The organism is Pseudomonas sp. LBUM1676, from assembly GCF_059695605.1.
In genome coordinates, this window is sequence record NZ_CP166777.1 from 5,951,632 (window position 1) to 5,969,953 (window position 18,322).

At 60.7% G+C, this 18,322-nt stretch carries 16 protein-coding genes; 9 read left to right on the top strand and 7 right to left on the bottom strand.

The genetic code is table 11. The features are described 5' to 3' along the window. Positions 1 to 10: 10 nt before the first annotated feature. The gene (gene mrcB / locus ACA041_RS27510; protein WP_497438683.1) at positions 11 to 2,335 is read right to left on the bottom strand and encodes a penicillin-binding protein 1B; all 2,325 of its coding nucleotides are present in this window, start codon (positions 2,333 to 2,335) and stop codon (positions 11 to 13) included. Between the two features lie 118 nt (positions 2,336 to 2,453). On the opposite strand from mrcB, the gene ACA041_RS27515 reads away from it, so the two are divergent. The 3 genes from ACA041_RS27515 (at position 2,454) to ACA041_RS27525 (ending at position 5,023) form a co-directional block, all read left to right on the top strand. Beyond that, positions 2,454 to 4,010 carry a bifunctional aminoglycoside phosphotransferase/ATP-binding protein gene (locus tag ACA041_RS27515; protein WP_497438684.1) on the top strand — a complete coding sequence of 519 codons (1,557 nt, stop codon included), beginning with the start codon at positions 2,454 to 2,456 and terminating at the stop codon, positions 4,008 to 4,010. A gap of 89 nt (positions 4,011 to 4,099) precedes the next feature. Further along, the gene (locus ACA041_RS27520; RefSeq protein ID WP_497438685.1) at positions 4,100 to 4,444 is read left to right on the top strand and encodes a pentapeptide repeat-containing protein; all 345 of its coding nucleotides are present in this window, start codon (positions 4,100 to 4,102) and stop codon (positions 4,442 to 4,444) included. 306 nt (positions 4,445 to 4,750) lie between these two features. Next, entirely contained in the window at positions 4,751 to 5,023 is a 273-nt protein-coding gene (locus ACA041_RS27525) for a TfoX/Sxy family protein (protein WP_007971093.1), read from the top strand. 243 nt (positions 5,024 to 5,266) lie between these two features. Here the strand turns inward: ACA041_RS27525 and ACA041_RS27530 are convergent, their stop codons facing one another. From ACA041_RS27530 to ACA041_RS27545, 4 genes are read right to left on the bottom strand one after another with little or no spacing between them, the layout of a single operon-like run. Beyond that, the gene (locus ACA041_RS27530; RefSeq protein WP_497438686.1) at positions 5,267 to 6,118 is read right to left on the bottom strand and encodes a ChaN family lipoprotein; all 852 of its coding nucleotides are present in this window, start codon (positions 6,116 to 6,118) and stop codon (positions 5,267 to 5,269) included. 20 nt (positions 6,119 to 6,138) lie between these two features. After that, positions 6,139 to 6,906: a heme ABC transporter ATP-binding protein gene (locus tag ACA041_RS27535; protein WP_497438687.1), complete on the bottom strand. Its 768-nt coding sequence runs from the start codon at positions 6,904 to 6,906 to the stop codon at positions 6,139 to 6,141. Next, positions 6,906 to 7,889 carry a FecCD family ABC transporter permease gene (locus ACA041_RS27540; RefSeq protein WP_497442185.1) on the bottom strand — a complete coding sequence of 328 codons (984 nt, stop codon included), beginning with the start codon at positions 7,887 to 7,889 and terminating at the stop codon, positions 6,906 to 6,908. The genes ACA041_RS27535 and ACA041_RS27540 overlap by 1 nt, the downstream gene beginning before the upstream one ends. A gap of 50 nt (positions 7,890 to 7,939) precedes the next feature. Continuing rightward, the gene (locus tag ACA041_RS27545; protein WP_497438688.1) at positions 7,940 to 8,812 is read right to left on the bottom strand and encodes a heme/hemin ABC transporter substrate-binding protein; all 873 of its coding nucleotides are present in this window, start codon (positions 8,810 to 8,812) and stop codon (positions 7,940 to 7,942) included. A 168-nt stretch (positions 8,813 to 8,980) separates the two neighbouring features. Between ACA041_RS27545 and ACA041_RS27550 the strand changes: the two genes are divergently transcribed. Next, positions 8,981 to 9,298 (top strand): Rieske (2Fe-2S) protein, encoded by a 318-nt coding sequence (locus ACA041_RS27550; RefSeq protein ID WP_497438689.1) that lies wholly within the window; start codon positions 8,981 to 8,983, stop codon positions 9,296 to 9,298. Here ACA041_RS27550 and sfsA read toward each other — a convergent pair. Together sfsA and ACA041_RS27560 are read right to left on the bottom strand one after the other, a co-directional pair. After that, a complete protein-coding gene (sfsA, locus tag ACA041_RS27555; RefSeq protein ID WP_497438690.1) occupies positions 9,295 to 10,008 on the bottom strand; it encodes a DNA/RNA nuclease SfsA in 714 nt (237 codons plus the stop codon). The genes ACA041_RS27550 and sfsA overlap by 4 nt on opposite strands. Continuing rightward, entirely contained in the window at positions 10,008 to 11,180 is a 1,173-nt protein-coding gene (locus tag ACA041_RS27560) for a pyridoxal phosphate-dependent aminotransferase (protein ID WP_497438691.1), read from the bottom strand. The genes sfsA and ACA041_RS27560 overlap by 1 nt, the downstream gene beginning before the upstream one ends. Before the next feature lie 332 nt (positions 11,181 to 11,512). Between ACA041_RS27560 and dksA the strand changes: the two genes are divergently transcribed. The 5 genes from dksA (at position 11,513) to ACA041_RS27585 (ending at position 17,714) form a co-directional block, all read left to right on the top strand. After that, the gene (dksA, locus tag ACA041_RS27565; protein ID WP_007902025.1) at positions 11,513 to 11,953 is read left to right on the top strand and encodes an RNA polymerase-binding protein DksA; all 441 of its coding nucleotides are present in this window, start codon (positions 11,513 to 11,515) and stop codon (positions 11,951 to 11,953) included. Between the two features lie 213 nt (positions 11,954 to 12,166). Continuing rightward, positions 12,167 to 13,063 carry a tRNA glutamyl-Q(34) synthetase GluQRS gene (gene gluQRS / locus ACA041_RS27570; RefSeq protein ID WP_497438692.1) on the top strand — a complete coding sequence of 299 codons (897 nt, stop codon included), beginning with the start codon at positions 12,167 to 12,169 and terminating at the stop codon, positions 13,061 to 13,063. A 77-nt stretch (positions 13,064 to 13,140) separates the two neighbouring features. After that, positions 13,141 to 13,317 (top strand): hypothetical protein, encoded by a 177-nt coding sequence (locus ACA041_RS27575; protein WP_003176118.1) that lies wholly within the window; start codon positions 13,141 to 13,143, stop codon positions 13,315 to 13,317. Next, on the top strand, positions 13,301 to 16,255 hold the full coding sequence (locus tag ACA041_RS27580) for a sensor histidine kinase (protein WP_497438693.1): 2,955 nt from the start codon (positions 13,301 to 13,303) through the stop codon (positions 16,253 to 16,255). The genes ACA041_RS27575 and ACA041_RS27580 overlap by 17 nt, the downstream gene beginning before the upstream one ends. 22 nt (positions 16,256 to 16,277) lie before the next feature. Further along, the gene (locus ACA041_RS27585; RefSeq protein ID WP_497438694.1) at positions 16,278 to 17,714 is read left to right on the top strand and encodes a sigma-54-dependent transcriptional regulator; all 1,437 of its coding nucleotides are present in this window, start codon (positions 16,278 to 16,280) and stop codon (positions 17,712 to 17,714) included. The last annotated feature ends 608 nt before the right edge of the window (positions 17,715 to 18,322 follow it).

The window sequence follows — 18,322 nt, forward strand, 5'->3', positions numbered from 1 at the left end:
CCCTCTTTGCTTAGTTCATCCAGCCCTTGACCCAATCCATCACCGTTTCGCCAGACACGGGGCTTTCACCACCGCAGGCGGCGCCGGGAGGCGGTTCGCTGCCGCGAATATACGGCATCTGCACCGCGCCTGGGCAGTTGGCATCAGAGCCTTGGCCAGTTCGCGAATCAACCCAGGCCTGAACGATGTTGTCCGGCTGCGGCATGTCCAGCGGCAGCGGATCGGCCTTGCGCATGAAACTGGTCCAGACCTGCAACGCACCGGTGGCACCGGTGAATGGCGTCTTGCCGTTGTCATCACGCCCCAGCCAGACCACGGCCAGCAGATCCTGGCTGAAACCGGCGAACCAGCTGTCTCGCGAATCGTTACTGGTACCGGTCTTGCCGGCCAGCGTCAGGGTCTTGGGTAATACGTTATAAACCGAACTGCCGGTGCCTTCACGCATGACCCGCTGCATTGCGTTCTGGACCAGGTAAATGGAGGCCGGGTCGAAGCGCTGCTGGATCTGGAACGGATAACGCTTGAGCGGCTCGCCTTCGGCCGTCAGCACGCTGCGAATCCCGCGCATTGGCGTATTGAAGCCGCCGTTGGCCAAGGTCTGGTACATGGTTGCCACTTCGATCGGCGTCAGGCCACCAGCCCCCAGCAACATCGACGGGAAGGCCGGGAACTCGCGACTCACCCCCAGACGTGCCAAGGTCTTCAGGACATTGGGCACGCCCACCGCCAAACCGAGACGTGCGGTCGACAGGTTGTAGGAATGCGCCAGGCCTTGATAAAGGAACACCGTGCCATGGGAACGGCGATCATAGTTCTGCGGCTTCCAGACCTGGCCATCCGCCCCTTTGACCGAGAAGGAGTCGTCCGACAGCCAACTGGTCAAGGTGTACTGGCTCGGTTTCTCGAGGGCTGTCAGATATACCGCTGGCTTGATCAACGAACCGATCGGTCGCACCGCATCCAGCGCCCGGTTGAAGCCGGCGAAGCCCGCCTGACGACTGCCGATCATGGCCTGGACTTCGCCGGTTTCCGGGTTGGTCACGACCATCGCCGCTTCGACTTCATCCGAACCCTTGCGCCCGGCCAGGCGCTTGAAGGTGTCATCGACCGAGGCCTCGGCTTTCATCTGCAGGATCGGATCGAAGCTGGTGAAAATCCGCAGGCCTTCTTCGGTCAAGTCTTCGTCGCGATAGTCTTGGCGCAGCTGACGCTTGACCAGGTCGAGGAAACCGGGGAACGAGCTGTCGGCCAATTTTCCGCGAGTGGTCACGCCCAATGGCATTTTCTTCGCCGCCGCGACCTGCTCGGCGGTGGCGACACCTTGTTGCTCAAGGACATCGAGCACCAAATTGCGTCGCTCGAGCGCCCGCTCCGGGTTGCGGCGCGGGTTGTAATAGGAAGGTCCCTTGACCATGGCCACCAGCATGGCGACCTGGTGCAGTTTCAGTTCGGACAACGGCTGCCCGAAGAAGAACTGGCTGGCCAGACCGAACCCGTGTACGGCGCGCTGACCATCCTGACCGACGAACACTTCGTTGAGGTAAGCCTCAAGAATTTCTCGTTTGTCGTAATGCAGCTCAAGCAACATCGCCATCATGGCTTCGGTGAGCTTGCGGGTCAGGCTGCGTTCGCTGGTCAGGTAGAAATTTTTCACCAGCTGTTGCGTCAGGGTACTGCCGCCCTGGGTCATCTTGCCGCCAGAGGTGTTGACCCAGACGGCCCGGGCAATCGACTTGGGCGACACGCCCCAATGGCTATAAAAGTCCCGGTCTTCCACGGCAACCAGGGTTTCCAGCAGGTATGGCGGGACCTGATCGATCTTGATCAGAATGCGGTCTTCGAGATTCTTGGGGTAAATCCCGCCGATTAGGAGCGGCTCCAGCCGCACCACGGAAACCTTCGTACCCTTGGCCCCCGAGAGTTCAGCCACATAGTCGCCGGAGAATCGCACACGCACAGGCTGGGCGCTCTCCAGTCCTTCATAAAACTGGAAGCCACGGGTATTCAAGTCGACGGTGTTGCCATTGACCGCTGCAGCGCCGGGGCCGTTGCTCACGCTTTCACGACGATAGCCCAAGGCATCGAGTTCGGTCAGAAAGTCAGCCTTGCTGAGCTTTTGTCCGACGAACAGCTCGAGCGGGCGCGCGTACACCTTGGCCGGGATGGTCCAGCGCTTGCCGGAAAACTTCTCCTGGACCACGGCGTCGAGGTAAACCGCGAATCCGGCGAGCACCACGAGGCCGACCAGACTGAGTTTAAGGGCCCAGCCCAGCCAGGGGCTCAGGCCTCTGGAAGGTGGTTTCTTGGGGGTGCGGGGGGATCGAGTACGAGTCATGGCGGCGGATTATACGCACTTTATTGATACTCGACAGAAGCCCTCCGAGGTTTGCGTCAGCCGGACTTGCGGCCATAATGACCGCCGTGAATTTTCCCCAGACTCTGAAGGAATGCCTGTGACCCAGTCCCTGATCGCTGCCCTGCAAAACCCCGCCCTCTACCCGCATCCCGTGGATGGGTTCCAGGTCATCGAGACCCATATCTCCTGGGTCATTCTCACAGGCCCCTTTGCTTATAAATTGAAGAAGCCGGTTAATTTCGGCTTTCTGGACTTCACCAGCCTCGAGGCTCGCGGGCATTTCTGCGGTGAAGAGCTGCGTTTGAACCAGCGCCTGACCAACGATTTGTATCTCGAAGTGTTACCAATCACCGGCAGTGCCGAAGCCCCCCAGCTCGGCGGCGATGGCCCGGTTGTCGATTACGCCCTGAAAATGCGTCAGTTCCCGCAATCCGGTTTGCTCAGCACGCTGCAGGCCAATGGCGAATTGACCACCACGCACATCGACGAGATGGCCGCACAGATCGCCCAGTTCCACCTCAATGCGCCGAAAGTGCCCGCTGAACACGAAGCCGGCACCCCGGACAGCGTCATGGCGCCGGTGCGCCAGAACTTCGAACAGATACGCCCGTTCCTGCGCGACAAGGCCGACCTGTTGCAACTCGATGCCCTGCAAGCCTGGGCCGAAAGCAGCTTCGACCGCCTCCAGCCACTGTTCGCCCAGCGCAAGGCGGACGGTTTCATTCGCGAATGCCACGGTGATATCCACTTGGGCAACGCCACGGTGATCGACGACAAGGTCGTGATCTTCGACTGCATCGAGTTCAACGAACCGTTCCGTTTCACCGACGTTTATGCCGACACCGGTTTCCTCGCGATGGACCTCGAGGACCGCGGCCTAAAAAGCCTGGCGCGTCGCTTCATCAGCCAATACCTGGAGCTGACCGGCGATTACCAGGGCCTCGAACTGCTGAACTTCTATAAAGCCTACCGCGCACTGGTGCGCGCCAAGGTCAGCCTGTTCAGCATGCCGGCCGAGGCCGACCCGGTACAACGCGCCACCACCCTGCGCCAGTACCGCAACTACGCCAACCTGGCGGAAAGCTACAGCACCATTCCTTCGCGCTTCATGGCGATTACCCACGGCGTGTCCGCGGTCGGCAAGAGCCGAGTGGCCTTGCGCCTGGTAGAAGCACTGGGCGCCATTCGCTTGCGCTCGGATGTGGAACGCAAACGCCTGTTCGGCGAGCAAACCGTCGTCAACGACCCGCAGGCTGGCATCTATAGTGCCGACGCCAGCGTCGCCACCTACAGCCGCCTGCATGAAATTGCCGCGGTGATCCTGCATGCCGGCTTCCCGGTGGTAGTCGATGCCACTTACCTCAAACGCGAACAGCGCGACGGCGCAGCGAAAGTCGCCGAGGCCACCGGTGCGCCCTTCCTGATCCTTGATTGCAATGCACCGCAAGCAGTGATCGAGGGCTGGCTGGCGCTGCGTCAGGCAGACAACACGGACCCTTCCGACGCCAACCTGGCCATTATCGAAGCGCAGCAAGCCAGCCGCGAAGCGTTGACGCCAGCAGAGATCCTCTGCAGCAAACGCGTGCAGACCAACGAAAGCGGGACCCTGGACACCGTTGTCGCGCAAATTCGCCAGCGCCTGCCGGGCCTGTAGGACGTATTTGAACCGTGAAGCCCTCACCGGCTTCACGGCCGTCAGATAGCGGCACTACACTGGCGTCATAAACCAACAGGTGATGTGACATGAGCCAGCCCAGACTTCTCGACACTCCGCTTTATGCCTTGCTGCACAAAGACGACATCACAGGTTTCAACAAAGAACGCCCCGTGGAAGGCATCATCGACATGGTCGGTGGCGATTTCCGGGGGCTCGATCTGCGTGAACTGAACGCCGACCGCATCGACTTCAGCAATGCCTACTTCCGCTCCGCCGACTTGCGCGGCATCGACTTCAGCCACTCGATCCTCGAAGGAGCAAGCCTGGCCCATGCGCAAATCTCCGGCGCCTACTTCCCGCCAGAGTTGAGTGCGGATGAAATTCTGATGTCGATGAATTTCGGCACACGCCTGCGCTACCGTATCCGCTGAGACCCGCATCACCTCCCTGACACGACTCTATCCACTGTGGGAGCGAGCCTGCTCCGGGCGGCGTTCCGACGAAAGCGGTGGGTCAGGCAACATCATCATTGACTGACACACCCTCTTCGCCGGCAAGCTGGTCTGGCTCCCACCGTGTTTTGTGTTGCCCTCCTCTCCTGCATTCCTTCAGCGCCAGGCGCCCCGCTCTTAGAAGCATTTGCATCGAAACCAAGCAAACAATCACGCTTTTCCTGCTGATGGCTACACTCCTGAGAAGCTCGCCCACGCACCGTTCGGCCGTCGCAAGGAGGCTTGATGAATGATGAACTGCAGCACCTGAAGAATCTTGGCAAGACGTCAGCGCAGTGGCTGCATGCCGTGGGCATCCACAGCGCCTCGGACTTGCGTCGCCTGGGGGCGGTGGACGCTTATCGGGCCGTGCGCACCCGCGGGTTTCGGGCGTCCAAGGTGTTGTTGTATGCGATCGAAGGCGCCTTGATGGACGTGCACTGGAACGATATTCCTGCCGAACGCAAGGAAGCCCTGAATAAACAACTGGAAGCCATTTCATCCCGTCACAAAAACTGAATGGACCTGCGGCCCAATGATTACGGGGCCCTCCAACGAACTGAAGACTAATTTCAAGCAAATGAAAAATCAGCTGTTGACTTGGTAATGAGAATCGCTATGATTATCACAACTGGTCGCGAGACTGGTCGATATTTGAAAAGCCCTTGGTTCGGACTCTCAGATATCTCCTCATCAGGCTAATCACGGTTATTTGACCCGGCTCTTGCCGGGTCTTTTTTTGCCTGTGGAAAAGTCACTCGATCACTTTCCAAACTGTTTGCGCATCTGCGCGCAGTAATCCGTTGCTGGCGTGACAGGCGTATACCAGACGTAATCGGCCATCGCCGGTGTGACCTCACCGCCCTGCTGAGCCAGCATCAATACCGTCGGCGCCTCAGCTGCACCCAGATCCAGCAGGTGAATCGGCACGCCGACGTCCTTGCGCGCATGGAAAGCTCCGGAAAAAAGCACTGAAGGCTCCGGTGCTGCGAGCAAACGTTCAGCCATGCGCCGGTCGCGTTGCTGCTGAACGGCAAGCATTGCCGGCATCTGCGATTTGGGCAGCAGGCCGCAATGGGAATCGCTGACTTGCTGCAGCAGTTCGTCCTTGACCGAAGACGCGTTGGAGCGCGAGCCGCTCAAGGTGGGAGGGTTGGTATAGATAGCCCGGACTTGCGGTGTCGCCAGATTAGCGGACAGCAGCGGATACGGCTGGGACAGGGCGAAGCGAACGATCGGCCCGTACAAATCCCAGTCCCAGCCATCCTGCCAGGCCAACGCAGCGGGCAAATCCGCCGGGGGTGCCGAAGCGTGGCGAACCTTATCGACGCGTGGCTGCTGGTCCGGCGTGAGCATTTCCAGCAGCAGGCTGCCTTGAGGTCGGCGCTCACCCAATGCCTGCAACAACCACAGTTGCAGTGCATGGTGGTCGCGATTGTCATGCTGTTCACCTACGATCAGTCGCGAAGGCTTGGCCAAGCGAGCAACCAGTTCCTGTGGCGTCAGGCTCTGACCGCTGCGCAAGTCGCGGATCTCACCGACGACCGGGGGCGGTGCCAAAACATGCTGGCAAGCACTCAGCACCAGCATTGCCAGAATCAACATGACACGCATGCACCCACTCCTTTGAAAACTCAGCGGGCGATGATCAGCGGATGCCCACGCTCCGGATGCTGTTGCACCAGCACTTCCAGGCCGAAGACCGCCTTGAGCGGTTCCGGACGCAACACCTGCTCCGGTGTATCGAGCGCCACCGGGCGCCCGCCTTCGAGCAGTAACAGGCGATCACAATAGCGCGCCGCCAGGTTCAGATCATGCAGGATCACCAATACCGCCGCGCCGCGATCGGCAAATTCGCGCACCGCTTGCAGGGTGGTGTGCTGGTGCAGCGGGTCGAGCATCGAGGTCGGCTCATCGAGCAACAGGGTCTGCCCCGCCTCGCCCGGCCAGAGTTGTGCCAGTACCCGCGCCAGATGCACTCGCTGGCGTTCGCCGCCGGACAAGGCCAGGTAGCTGCGGCCGGTCAAATGCCCGGCATCGGCAGCCTGCAAGGCGGCGGCGACGATTTCATCATCGCGGACCCGGCCGCTCTGATGGGGCAAGCGGCCCATGCCGACCACTTCTTCGACGCGAAAGGCGAAGTCCAGGGTCGATACCTGCGGCAGCACGGCCAGGCGCTGGGCTCGCAGCGCCCCCGCCCAGTCGCTCAGCTCGCGCTCCTCAAGCCAGACACTGCCCTGATCAGCCTGCAACTCGCCGCACAAGGCACCGAGCAAGGTGCTTTTCCCGGCACCATTGGGCCCCAGCACACCCAGGACTTCGCCCGGCTTGACCTCGAGCGTGACGTCGGTCAATACGATCTTGCGCCCCCGACGGATTTGCAGATTCTGCGTTCGCAACATCAGGCACGCCCCCGGAGCAGTAAATATAGAAAAAACGGCGCACCGATGAAGGCCGTGACGATGCCGATCGGCAACTCGGCCGGCGCCAGCGCCAGTCGTGCGACCAGATCGGCAAACAACAGGAGACTGCCTCCCGCCAGCAGCGACGCCGGCAACAGCACGCGATGATCAGGACCGGCCAGCAGACGTACCAGGTGCGGCACCACCAGCCCGACAAAGCCGATCATCCCCGCCGCCGCAACCGCCGCGCCGACGCCCAGCGCCGTGCAGAACACCAGCTCGCGCTTGAGCCCTTCGACATCGATCCCAAGGTGACCGGCTTCGGATTCGCCCAACAGCAGCGCATTCAAGGCCTTGGCCCGGCGCGGCAGCCACAGCGCGACGCCGACAGTGATCAGCAGCAATGGCCAGAGTCGCGCATAGCTGGCGCCGTTCAGGCTGCCCAGGTTCCAGAACGTCAGCGTGCGCAGGGTCGCGTCGTCGGCCAGATAGGTAAACAGCCCGACGGCGGAACCGGCCAGCGCCGTTAACGCAATACCCGCCAATAGCATGGTCGCGACATGGGTCTGCCCGTTGCGCCGACCCAGCCGATACACCAGCGCCGTTACGCCGAGCCCGCCAATAAATGCGCACAGCGATAACAGATAAGGCCCGAAGGATTCCGGCAGGCCGCCGAATATCGAACCGCCGACTATCGCAATCGCCGCGCCCAGCGCCGCGCCACTGGAAACCCCCACCAGCCCCGGATCGGCCAGAGGGTTACGAAACAGTCCCTGCATCGCGACGCCAGACAACGCCAAAACGGCCCCCACTGCCAAACCCAACAGGGTTCGCGGCAGGCGAATCTGTCCGAGGATCAGCTCGGCCTGCTCCAGCCCGTCGGGCGCAATGGGCAAGCCGATCAGCCGCAACGCCGCGCGCAAGGTATCGAACAGCGGCAAGCTGACAGGCCCCAGCGCCAACGACAGCCATATCGCAAGCAAACACAGCAGGCTCAAGCCAAGAAACAACGCACGCGGTTTAACCAGAATGGTCATTGGCCGGCGGAACCGGGGAAGAAGGCGCCAGACAGTGACTTCAATGCCTCGGGCAACCGCGGCCCGAGACCACCCACCAGCAAGGTGGGATCGAGCTCCATGACTCGCCCATCCTTGGCCGCACGGGTCGAGGACAGGATCGGATTTTCCTTGAACAGGGCTGCCCTCGCCGCATCACCTGAAAGCGCACGATCGGCAAACACCAGCACGTCGGGATCAAGACTGACCAGCGATTCGACAGAAAAAGGCTTGTAGCCGGTATGTGTTGCCAGATTGTGCCCGCCGGCTTTTTGCAGCAACCAGTCGGCGGCAGTGTCCTTGCCGGCGATCAGCGGTTTGCCACCGGCGTGGCCGAGCAACAACAGGACGCCCGGCGATTTTTCCTTCAACTGCGCGCGAGTGACCCGGACCTTTTGCTGTTCGAGTTGCTGCTGATACGCCTGAATCAGTTGCGCCGCCCGGTCTTGCGCGCCAAGCAACTTGCCCAAGTGTTGCAGATTACCCTGCAAGGTCGGCAGATCCGGCTGGGCGGAGAACAGTTCGACTTGCACGCCAGCACTGCGAACCTGCGAAAGCACCGGCGGCGGGCCCATTTCTTCGGTGCCGATCAGGATCTGCGGGCGCAAGCTTAAAATACCCTCCGCCGACAATTGCCGTTGATAACCGATACTGGGCAATGCCTTCAGGGATTCAGGGTGCTGGCTCGTGGTATCGACTCCGACCAGTTTTGATTCTCCACCGAGGGCGCTGACCCACTCCGACAGCGCGCCACCGGCACTGACCCAGCGTTGTGGCAACTCGGCCGCTGCGACGCAATGACTGACCAGAAGTCCGACACAGAGCGCAGCAACACGGGTACTCAGGCGCATAAACAGCTTCCTTGAAAGTTTTCCCAGGCATCGAGATGACAGGCCAAGTATCCTCGGCATCCGGCACCAGCACCGCCCAATGGGTGAAGCGGCCATTTGATAATTGTTTGCATTTGAACGTCAAGCTCGGACATATCCGGTCACCAGACGCGACACTTGAGGATAGACATGAAGTTTCTTTGCGCGGGCCTCGAGCTGGCCGATGACAGCAGCCGCGGTTTCGAGATCGACGGCCAGAAGCTGTTCGCCGTGCGCCGGGGCGGCCGGGTCTATGTCTATATCAATCGCTGTCCACACCGTGGCGTCGGACTGGAATGGACCCCCAACCAGTTTCTCGACCCCAGTAACAGCCTGATCCAATGCGCCACCCACGGCGCACTGTTTCTGATCGAAGACGGCGAATGCGTCGCCGGCCCGTGCGCCGGGCAATCCCTGGCCAGCGTCGACTGCCGCGAGGACGACCAGGGGATCTGGGTCACTCTTTAACCGTTGAGCAACACCTCCAGTCGTCGATCGACCACCATCTCTTCATGGGTCAACCGAACGCCGTAGGCCAGCACCTCGACCCCACAGGCCACGGCCTCACGCAGTGCGGCGGCGTAGGCTGAATCGATTTCTTCGGCAGGACGCACCGCTTCGATCCCGGTGAGGTTCACGCAGTACAACTGCACCGCGCGAATCCCGTCCCGGGCCAGATGGGCCAACTCGCGCAAATGCTTGGCGCCGCGCTGGGTCACGGCATCGGGAAATGCCGCCACCAACGATTCGTCGTAACCCAGGGTGACACTTTTGACTTCCACATAGGCCGGTCCGCTCGGGTAATCGAGGCGAAAATCGATGCGGCTGCTTTCCTGGCCATAGGCGACTTCGCGTTTCAGCTCGGTAAAGCCGTTCAGTTCGGTGATGACGCCTGCGCGCAACGCCTCCTCGATCAAGCCGTTGGCCCGCCCGGTGTTCACGCAAAACAGCCGCCGCTGGGGGGTCTCGCCAACTTCCCAGGTGCCGGGCAATTTGCGTTTCGGGTCATTGGAACGACTGAACCAGACCTGCCCGCCCTCGACCTGGCAATTGAGCATCGAGCCCGTGTTCGGGCAGTGAATAGTCAGCAACTCGCCGCCAACGGTCTCGATATCGGCGAGAAAACGCTTGTAGCGACGGATCAGACGACCTTCTTCGAGTGGAGGATGAAAGCGCATCAGCCTTGCCAGCTCTTCAAACCGCGAGCGATCCGCTCCACCGCTTCCTGCAAGCGCGGCAGGCTTTGGGTGTAGGCAAAGCGCACGTGATGTCCGGCCTGATAACGCCCGAAGTCCAGCCCAGGGGTGATCGCCACATGTTCGATTTCCAGGAAATGCCGGCAGAACGCGAAGGCATCACCGCCGAACTTGCTGATATCGGCGTACAAATAGAAAGCCCCTTCCGGTTCCACGGCGATCCCGAAGCCCAATTCCCGCAGGGCCGGCAGCAGGAAATCCCGACGCCGGCCAAATTCGGCGCGACGCTCTTCCAGAATGCTGATGGTTGCCGGTTCAAAGCACGCCAGCGCGGCGTGCTGGGCCATGCTTGGGGCGCTGATGTAGAGGTTCTGGGCGAGTTTTTCCAGCTCACCGACCGCGGCTTCGGGTGCCACCAGCCAGCCGAGTCGCCAGCCGGTCATGCCGAAATACTTTGAAAAACTATTCAGGACAAAGGCGCTGTCATCGACTTCCAGCACGCTGGCCGCATCTGTGCCGTAGGTCAGGCCGTGATAGATCTCGTCCACCACCAGATGGCCGTGGCGCGCCTTGATTGCGTCGGACAGTCCCGCCAGTTCGTCGCGAGTCAGGATGGTCCCGGTCGGGTTGGCCGGTGACGCCACCAGGGCACCGACACTGTCGCGGTCCCAATGACGGGCCACCAGATCAGGCGTCAGCTGATAACGCACCTCCGGACCGACAGGAACAAGCTGCGCCGCGCCTTCCACCAGCCGCAGGAAATGCCGGTTGCACGGGTATCCCGGGTCCGCCAGCAGCCAGTGCTTGCCCGGGTCCACCAGCAACGCGCTGGCCAGCAACAGCGCGCCTGAACCGCCGGGCGTGATCAGGATTCGCTGCGGATCGATGTTCAGCCCATAACGCTGCTGGTAGAAGCCCGAAATGGCCTCGCGCAACTCAGGGATGCCGCGCGCAGCGGTGTATCGGGTCTTGCCCGCCGTCAGTGCAGCCTGGCCGGCCTGGATGATCGGCTCGGCGGTGATGAAGTCCGGCTCGCCTATTTCCAGGTGGATCACGTCGTGGCCGGCGGCTTGCAGTTCATTGGCCCGCGCCAGCAGCGCCATGACATGGAAAGGTTCGATCGCGCGACTGCGGGCACTGTAGGGCTGAGCCATTAGCCTTCCTTCAACAGGGAAAAAAATCGATTCTACCCAAGCGCAGGAACGAGCGAGAACCTAAAGCGGTCAGAGCCATATAACTCTGGTCTCAAACGACTCAAGCGTGTGTCCCAGGTTTGACTAAAATCAATATTTGATCAGGTCTCCAGCACCACCAGACAAGGCTTCGCATACATTTGCAAGCACCAAAGGCCACTACCTCGACATCCGGGAGTAGCGCGGCCCGATTTGATCTGGTAAGTTCGCCCGCTTGCAGCCGCAGGGCCGGCAGGTGTCGGTGATGGAGCAATCCTGCGCAATGGATTACAAGAGTAGAGGCGGTCCATTTCATGCCCACCCAAGCAAAGCAGCAAAATCAGTCGATCAGCGGTTTCGAACCCTACAAAGAAGTGAAGGGCGAGGAATACATGGGCAAGCCCATGCGCGCTCACTTCACCAAGATCCTGAATAAGTGGAAACAGGACTTGATGCAGGAAGTCGACCGTACGGTTGATCACATGAAAGACGAAGCGGCCAACTTCCCGGATCCGGCAGACCGTGCCAGCCAGGAAGAAGAATTCAGCCTCGAATTGCGCGCCCGTGATCGCGAGCGCAAGCTGATCAAGAAAATCGATAAGACCCTGCAATTGATCGAAGACGAAGAGTATGGCTGGTGCGAGTCCTGCGGCGTCGAAATCGGCGTCAAGCGACTGGAAGCCCGCCCTACTGCCGACATGTGTGTCGACTGCAAGACCTTGGCGGAAATCAAGGAAAAACAAGTCGGCAAGTAATGTCGGGTTGAATGAAGAACGGAGCGTGCGAACGCTCCTTTTTTGTTTCTGATATTTGCTGATACCTGCTGTGACTTTAAGATCGCCATCGCGAGCAAGCTCGCTCCCACACTGGATTTGTGAACGCCGCAGATCAAATGTGGGAGCGAGCTTGCTCGCGATAGCGGTATCAAGCCGTGCGCTTATCAGGCGCCAACAAAGTAATATCCAGCCATGACTGCCATCACTTCCCCCGCCTACATCGGACGCTTCGCCCCCACGCCCAGCGGACACCTGCATTTCGGTTCGCTGGTCGCCGCGCTGGCGTCGTACCTCGACGCGCGCGCCGTGGGCGGTCGTTGGTTGATGCGCATGGAAGACCTGGATCCCCCGCGGGAAGAACCCGGCGCCCAAGCGGCCATTCTCAAGGCCCTGGAAAGCTATGGGTTCGAATGGGATGGCGAGATGATCCGCCAAAGCGATCGACACGCGGCCTACGCCGAGGTCATCGACCGCCTGTTCAACCACGGCCTGGCCTATGCCTGCACCTGTTCGCGCAAACAGCTTGCGCCGTATCACGGTGTTTATCCTGGACTGTGTCGCAACGCCGGTCACAGCACCGAAGATGCCGCGATTCGCCTGCGCGTGCCAGAGCTGGAATACCACTTTATCGACCGGGTCCAGGGGGAGTTCCGCCAGCACCTGGGCCGGGAAGTCGGCGATTTCGTGATCCGCCGCCGCGACGGGCTCTACGCCTATCAACTGGCGGTGGTGCTGGACGATGCCTGGCAAGGCATTACCGATATCGTCCGTGGCGCCGACCTTCTCGACTCCACACCGCGTCAGCTGTACCTGCAAGAGTTGCTCGGCCTGCCACAACCGCGTTACCTGCATATTCCGCTGATTACCCAACCAGATGGCAACAAACTCGGCAAATCCTACCGTTCGCCGCCGCTGGCCGAAGATCAGGCGACGCCCTTGTTGCTGCGGGCGCTGCGCGCACTCGGACAAATTCCGGAAGCCGAACTGGCTTACGCCACACCAAGGGAAGTGCTGGACTGGGGCATTGCCCACTGGGATGCATTGAAGATCCCGCGCACTCCCAACCTGCCCGAAGCGCAACTACAGTGATCACACTTGCAGTGGCGCGCCCATCCGTTACCATCGCCGCACGTTTTCGGGCACGCGCGTAAAAAAGAGAGGCCGGGATGTACATCTATCGCTTGGTCCTGCTTTTGGTAGTGGGGATTTATCTGTTTTCCCCGGCCATCATGGATTGGTGGATCGACGCCACTGGCGCCTGGTATCGCCCTTATCTGCTCTGGCTGATCCTGATCGTCGTGACCTTCATCCTGCAGAGCCAAAAAGATGCCGATGAGCTTTAGCCTGACCCAGATGATCCTGATCAGCGCCGCGTACCTGGCGGTGCTGTTCGGCGTCGCCTGGGTCAGCGAACGGGGCATGATCCCCCGGGCGATCATTCGCCACCCGCTGACGTACACCCTGTCGCTGGGTGTCTACGCCAGTGCCTGGGCGTTTTACGGCACGGTGGGGCTGGCCTATCAGTACGGCTACGGTTTCCTGTCCAGTTACCTCGGGGTCTCCGGGGCATTCCTGCTGGCACCGGTGTTGCTGTATCCGATCCTGAAGATCACCCGCACCTATCAGCTGTCATCGCTGGCCGACTTGTTCGCCTTCCGCTTCCGCAGCACCTGGGCCGGCGCACTGACAACCATCTTCATGCTGATCGGCGTGCTGCCGCTGCTGGCCCTGCAGATCCAGGCGGTGGCCGACTCCATTGGCATTCTCACCCGCGAACCGGTCCAGCATCGCGTGGCCCTGAGCTTCTGCGCACTGATCACGCTGTTCACGATTTTCTTTGGCTCGCGCCATATCGCCACTCGCGAGAAGCATGAGGGCCTGGTGTTCGCGATTGCCTTCGAGTCGGTGATCAAGTTGATCGCCATTGGCGGCGTCGGCCTGTATGCGCTGTATGGCGTATTCGACGGCCCGCAACAGCTGGAATTGTGGCTGCTGCAGAACCAGACCGCCCTCGCCGCCCTGCATACACCGCTACAGGAAGGCCCATGGCGCACATTGCTGCTGGTGTTCTTCGCCTCGGCGATCGTGATGCCGCACATGTATCACATGACCTTTACCGAGAACCTCAACCCGCGCTCACTGGTAAGTGCCAGCTGGGGCCTGCCGCTGTTCCTGCTGTTGATGAGCCTGGCCGTGCCGCTGATTCTCTGGGCCGGGCTGAAACTGGGCGCCACCACCAACCCGGAATATTTCACCCTGGGCATCGGTATCGCCGCCAATAGCAAAGCCCTGGCGCTGCTGGCGTACATCGGAGGCTTGTCGGCGGCCAGCGGGCTGATCATCGTCACCACCCTGGCACTGTCCGGAATGGCCTTGAACCACCTGGTACTGCCGCTTTACCAGCCGCCGGCCGAAGGCAATATCTATCGCTGGCTGAAGTGGACCCGCCGGGCGCTGATTGTCGCGATCATCATGGCCGGCTACGGCTTCTACCTGTTGCTGGGTGCCGAGCAGGACTTGGCCAACCTCGGTATCGTCGCCTTTGTCGCGACCCTGCAGTTCCTTCCTGGCGTGCTGTCGGTCCTGTACTGGCCGACCGCCAACCGCCGCGGTTTCATCGCCGGTTTACTGGCGGGCATCCTGGTGTGGCTGGTGACGATGCTATTGCCGTTGGTCGGCAATCTGCAGGGCTTCTACATTCCGCTGCTGAACATGATTTATGTGCTGGACGACACCAGCTGGCACATGGCAGCCATCGCCTCGCTGGCGGCGAACGTGCTGATGTTCACCCTGATCTCGCTGTTCACCAACGCCAGCGCCGAAGAAGCCAGTGCCGCCGAAGCCTGCGCCGTGGACAACGTGCGCCGCCCGCAACGCCGCGAACTGCACGCCGCCTCGCCCCAGGAGTTCGCCACGCAGCTGGCCAAACCCCTGGGCGCCAAGGCTGCGCAGAAAGAAGTCGAGCAGGCGCTGCGCGACCTTTACCTGCCATTCGACGAGCGCCGACCGTACGCCCTGCGCCGTTTACGTGACCGGATCGAAGCCAACCTGTCCGGCCTGATGGGGCCGAGCGTGGCTCAGGACATGGTCGAAACCTTCCTGCCTTATAAGGCCGGCGGCGAAAACTACGTCACCGAAGACATCCACTTCATCGAAAGTCGCCTCGAGGATTACCACTCGCGCCTGACCGGCCTTGCCGCCGAACTCGATGCCCTGCGCCGCTACCACCGCCAGACCTTGCAGGAATTGCCCATGGGCGTCTGCTCGCTGGCCAAGGACCAGGAAATCCTCATGTGGAACAAAGCCATGGAGGAATTGACCGGGATTGCCGCACAACGTGTGGTCGGTTCGCGCCTGAGCACCATCGCCGATCCGTGGAAGGCGCTGCTGCAAGGCTTCATCAATCTGCCGGACGAGCACTTGCACAAGCAGCACCTGGCCCTCGACGGCCAGACCCGCTGGCTTAACCTGCACAAAGCGGCGATCGATGAACCCCTCGCACCGGGAAACAGTGGCCTGGTGCTGCTGGTGGAAGACCTGACCGAAACCCAGATGCTCGAAGACAAACTGGTGCACTCCGAGCGTCTGGCCAGCATCGGTCGCCTGGCCGCCGGCGTCGCCCATGAAATCGGCAACCCGATCACCGGCATCGCCTGCCTGGCACAGAACCTACGCGAAGAGCGTGAAGAGGACAGCGAACTGAAGGAAATCAGCGGGCAGATCCTCGAACAGACCAAGCGCGTGTCGCGCATCGTTCAATCGCTGATGAGCTTCGCCCATGCCGGCAGTCATCAGCACAGCGACGAGCCCGTCTGTCTGGCCGAAGTGGCCCAGGATGCGATAGGCCTGCTGGCCCTGAACCGACGCAATTTCGAAGTGCAGTTCTACAATCTGTGCGACCCCGACCATTGGGTCGAAGGCGACCCGCAGCGCCTGGCGCAAGTACTGATCAACCTGCTCTCGAACGCCCGCGACGCCTCGCCTCCCGGCAGCGCGGTGCGAGTCAAGAGCGAAGCCGGCGAACACACGGTCGACCTGATCGTGGAAGACGAAGGCAGCGGTATTCCCTCGAGCATCATGGACCGACTGTTCGAACCTTTCTTCACCACCAAGGATCCTGGCGAAGGCACCGGTCTGGGCCTTGCACTGGTCTATTCCATCGTTGAAGAGCATTATGGACAAATCACCATCGACAGCCCGGCTGATGTACAAAGCCAACGCGGCACCCGTATCCGGGTGACCTTGCCGCGTCATGTCGAAGCGACGTCCGCTGTGAACTGAGACCGTCGAGAGTATCGAATCAATGCCGCACATTTTGATCGTCGAAGACGAAACAATTATCCGCTCCGCCTTGCGCCGCCTGCTGGAACGTAACCAGTACCAGGTCAGCGAAGCCGGTTCAGTGCAGGAAGCACAAGAACGCTTCACCATTCCCACGTTCGACCTGATCGTCAGTGACCTGCGCCTGCCTGGCGCACCGGGCACCGAGCTGATCAAGCTTGGTCAGGGCACTCCGGTGCTGATCATGACCAGCTACGCCAGTCTGCGTTCGGCGGTCGACTCGATGAAGATGGGTGCGGTGGATTACATCGCCAAGCCGTTCGACCACGACGAAATGCTCCAGGCCGTCTCGCGCATCCTGCGTGACCGGCAATCGGCACAGGTCAGCAGCGAACCGGTCGCCGGCAAGGCCAGCAATGGCGCGGCGAAACCGGGTATCGACAACAGCAACGGCGAAATCGGCATCATCGGCTCGTGCCCGCCGATGCAGGATCTGTACAGCAAGATCCGCAAAGTCGCGCCGACCGATTCCAATGTGCTGATCCAGGGCGAGTCCGGCACCGGCAAGGAACTGGTTGCCCGCGCCTTGCACAACCTGTCCAGGCGCGCCAAGGCACCGATGATTTCGGTGAACTGCGCGGCCATTCCGGAAAGCCTGATCGAGTCCGAACTGTTCGGCCACGAAAAAGGCGCGTTCACTGGCGCCAGCGCCGGGCGTGCCGGTCTGGTGGAAGCAGCCGATGGCGGCACCCTGTTCCTCGACGAAATCGGCGAACTGCCACTGGAAGCCCAGGCCCGCCTGCTGCGCGTGTTGCAGGAAGGTGAAATTCGCCGGGTCGGCTCGGTGCAATCGCAGAAGGTCGATGTACGCCTGATTGCCGCGACTCACCGGGATCTCAAGAGCCTGGCGAAGATCGGTCAGTTCCGTGAAGACTTGTATTACCGCCTCCACGTGATCGCCCTGAAGCTGCCGGCCTTGCGCGAGCGCGGTGCGGACGTCAACGAAATTGCCAATGCCTTTCTGGCCCGGCAGAGTGCGCGAGTCAATCGCACCGACCTGAGGTTCGCCGCGGACGCCGAGCAGGCGATTCGCCACTACTCATGGCCGGGTAACGTTCGAGAGCTGGAAAACGCCGTCGAGCGTGCGGTCATCCTGTGCGAGAGCCCGGAGATTTCTGCCGAATTGCTGGGTATCGACATCGAGCTGAGCGATCTGGAAGAAGACGACTTCATCGGCCTGGCGCCTCAGCAGGGTAACAATGCCGGGAACAACAGCCATGAGCCGACCGAAGACCTGTCGCTGGAAGACTACTTCCAGCACTTCGTTCTCGAACACCAGGACCACATGACTGAAACCGAGCTCGCCCGCAAACTCGGGGTCAGCCGCAAATGCCTGTGGGAACGTCGCCAGCGCCTGGGCATTCCGCGGCGCAAGACCGGTGTGGCCAGCGAGAGCTGAATCGCAGCTGTCTGATGTGCGGGTAACACGTGACAATCGTGAAGAAACTGTTACCTCAGCTTTCTCACGTAACAGATGCCGGGGCTTACGGTAACGAAGCCCCGGTTTTTTTTGGCCTCGAAAAACCTGCTCTGACCACGCAAGCCCTTGTTTTGCTGGGTCTCACAAAAGTTGGCACGCCCCCTGCTATATGTTTGGTACAAGAACAATAACAAGCAATGCACAAGACAATAAAAATAAGACGAATCGACTCACGCACAATAAAAACAAGACGGCGAGAGGCGCAGCTAACTGATTCTTTTGGAGAGGCGTTGTATTTGGGGCGTGCCCCACGACCAGGCCGAGAACAACAAAAAACTGTCACTAGACAGAGCCTGAACTGGTTGGATCGCAAGATCACTGCAACACAGCGACCAAAGCAATCCGTTTGCTCTTGGCTCCCGATTGGGAGGGTCATGAAGGAAAAGCTTCATGGCGAGGGCACTCAACAAAAACAAGAAGCCCGAATCAAAAATAAAAATAGAGCACGCAACTACTTTCTTGGGGAGCTTCGGCTCCCCTTGTAGTTTCCACGATTCGAGAAATCCCGCTCCTACAGCTCATATCTG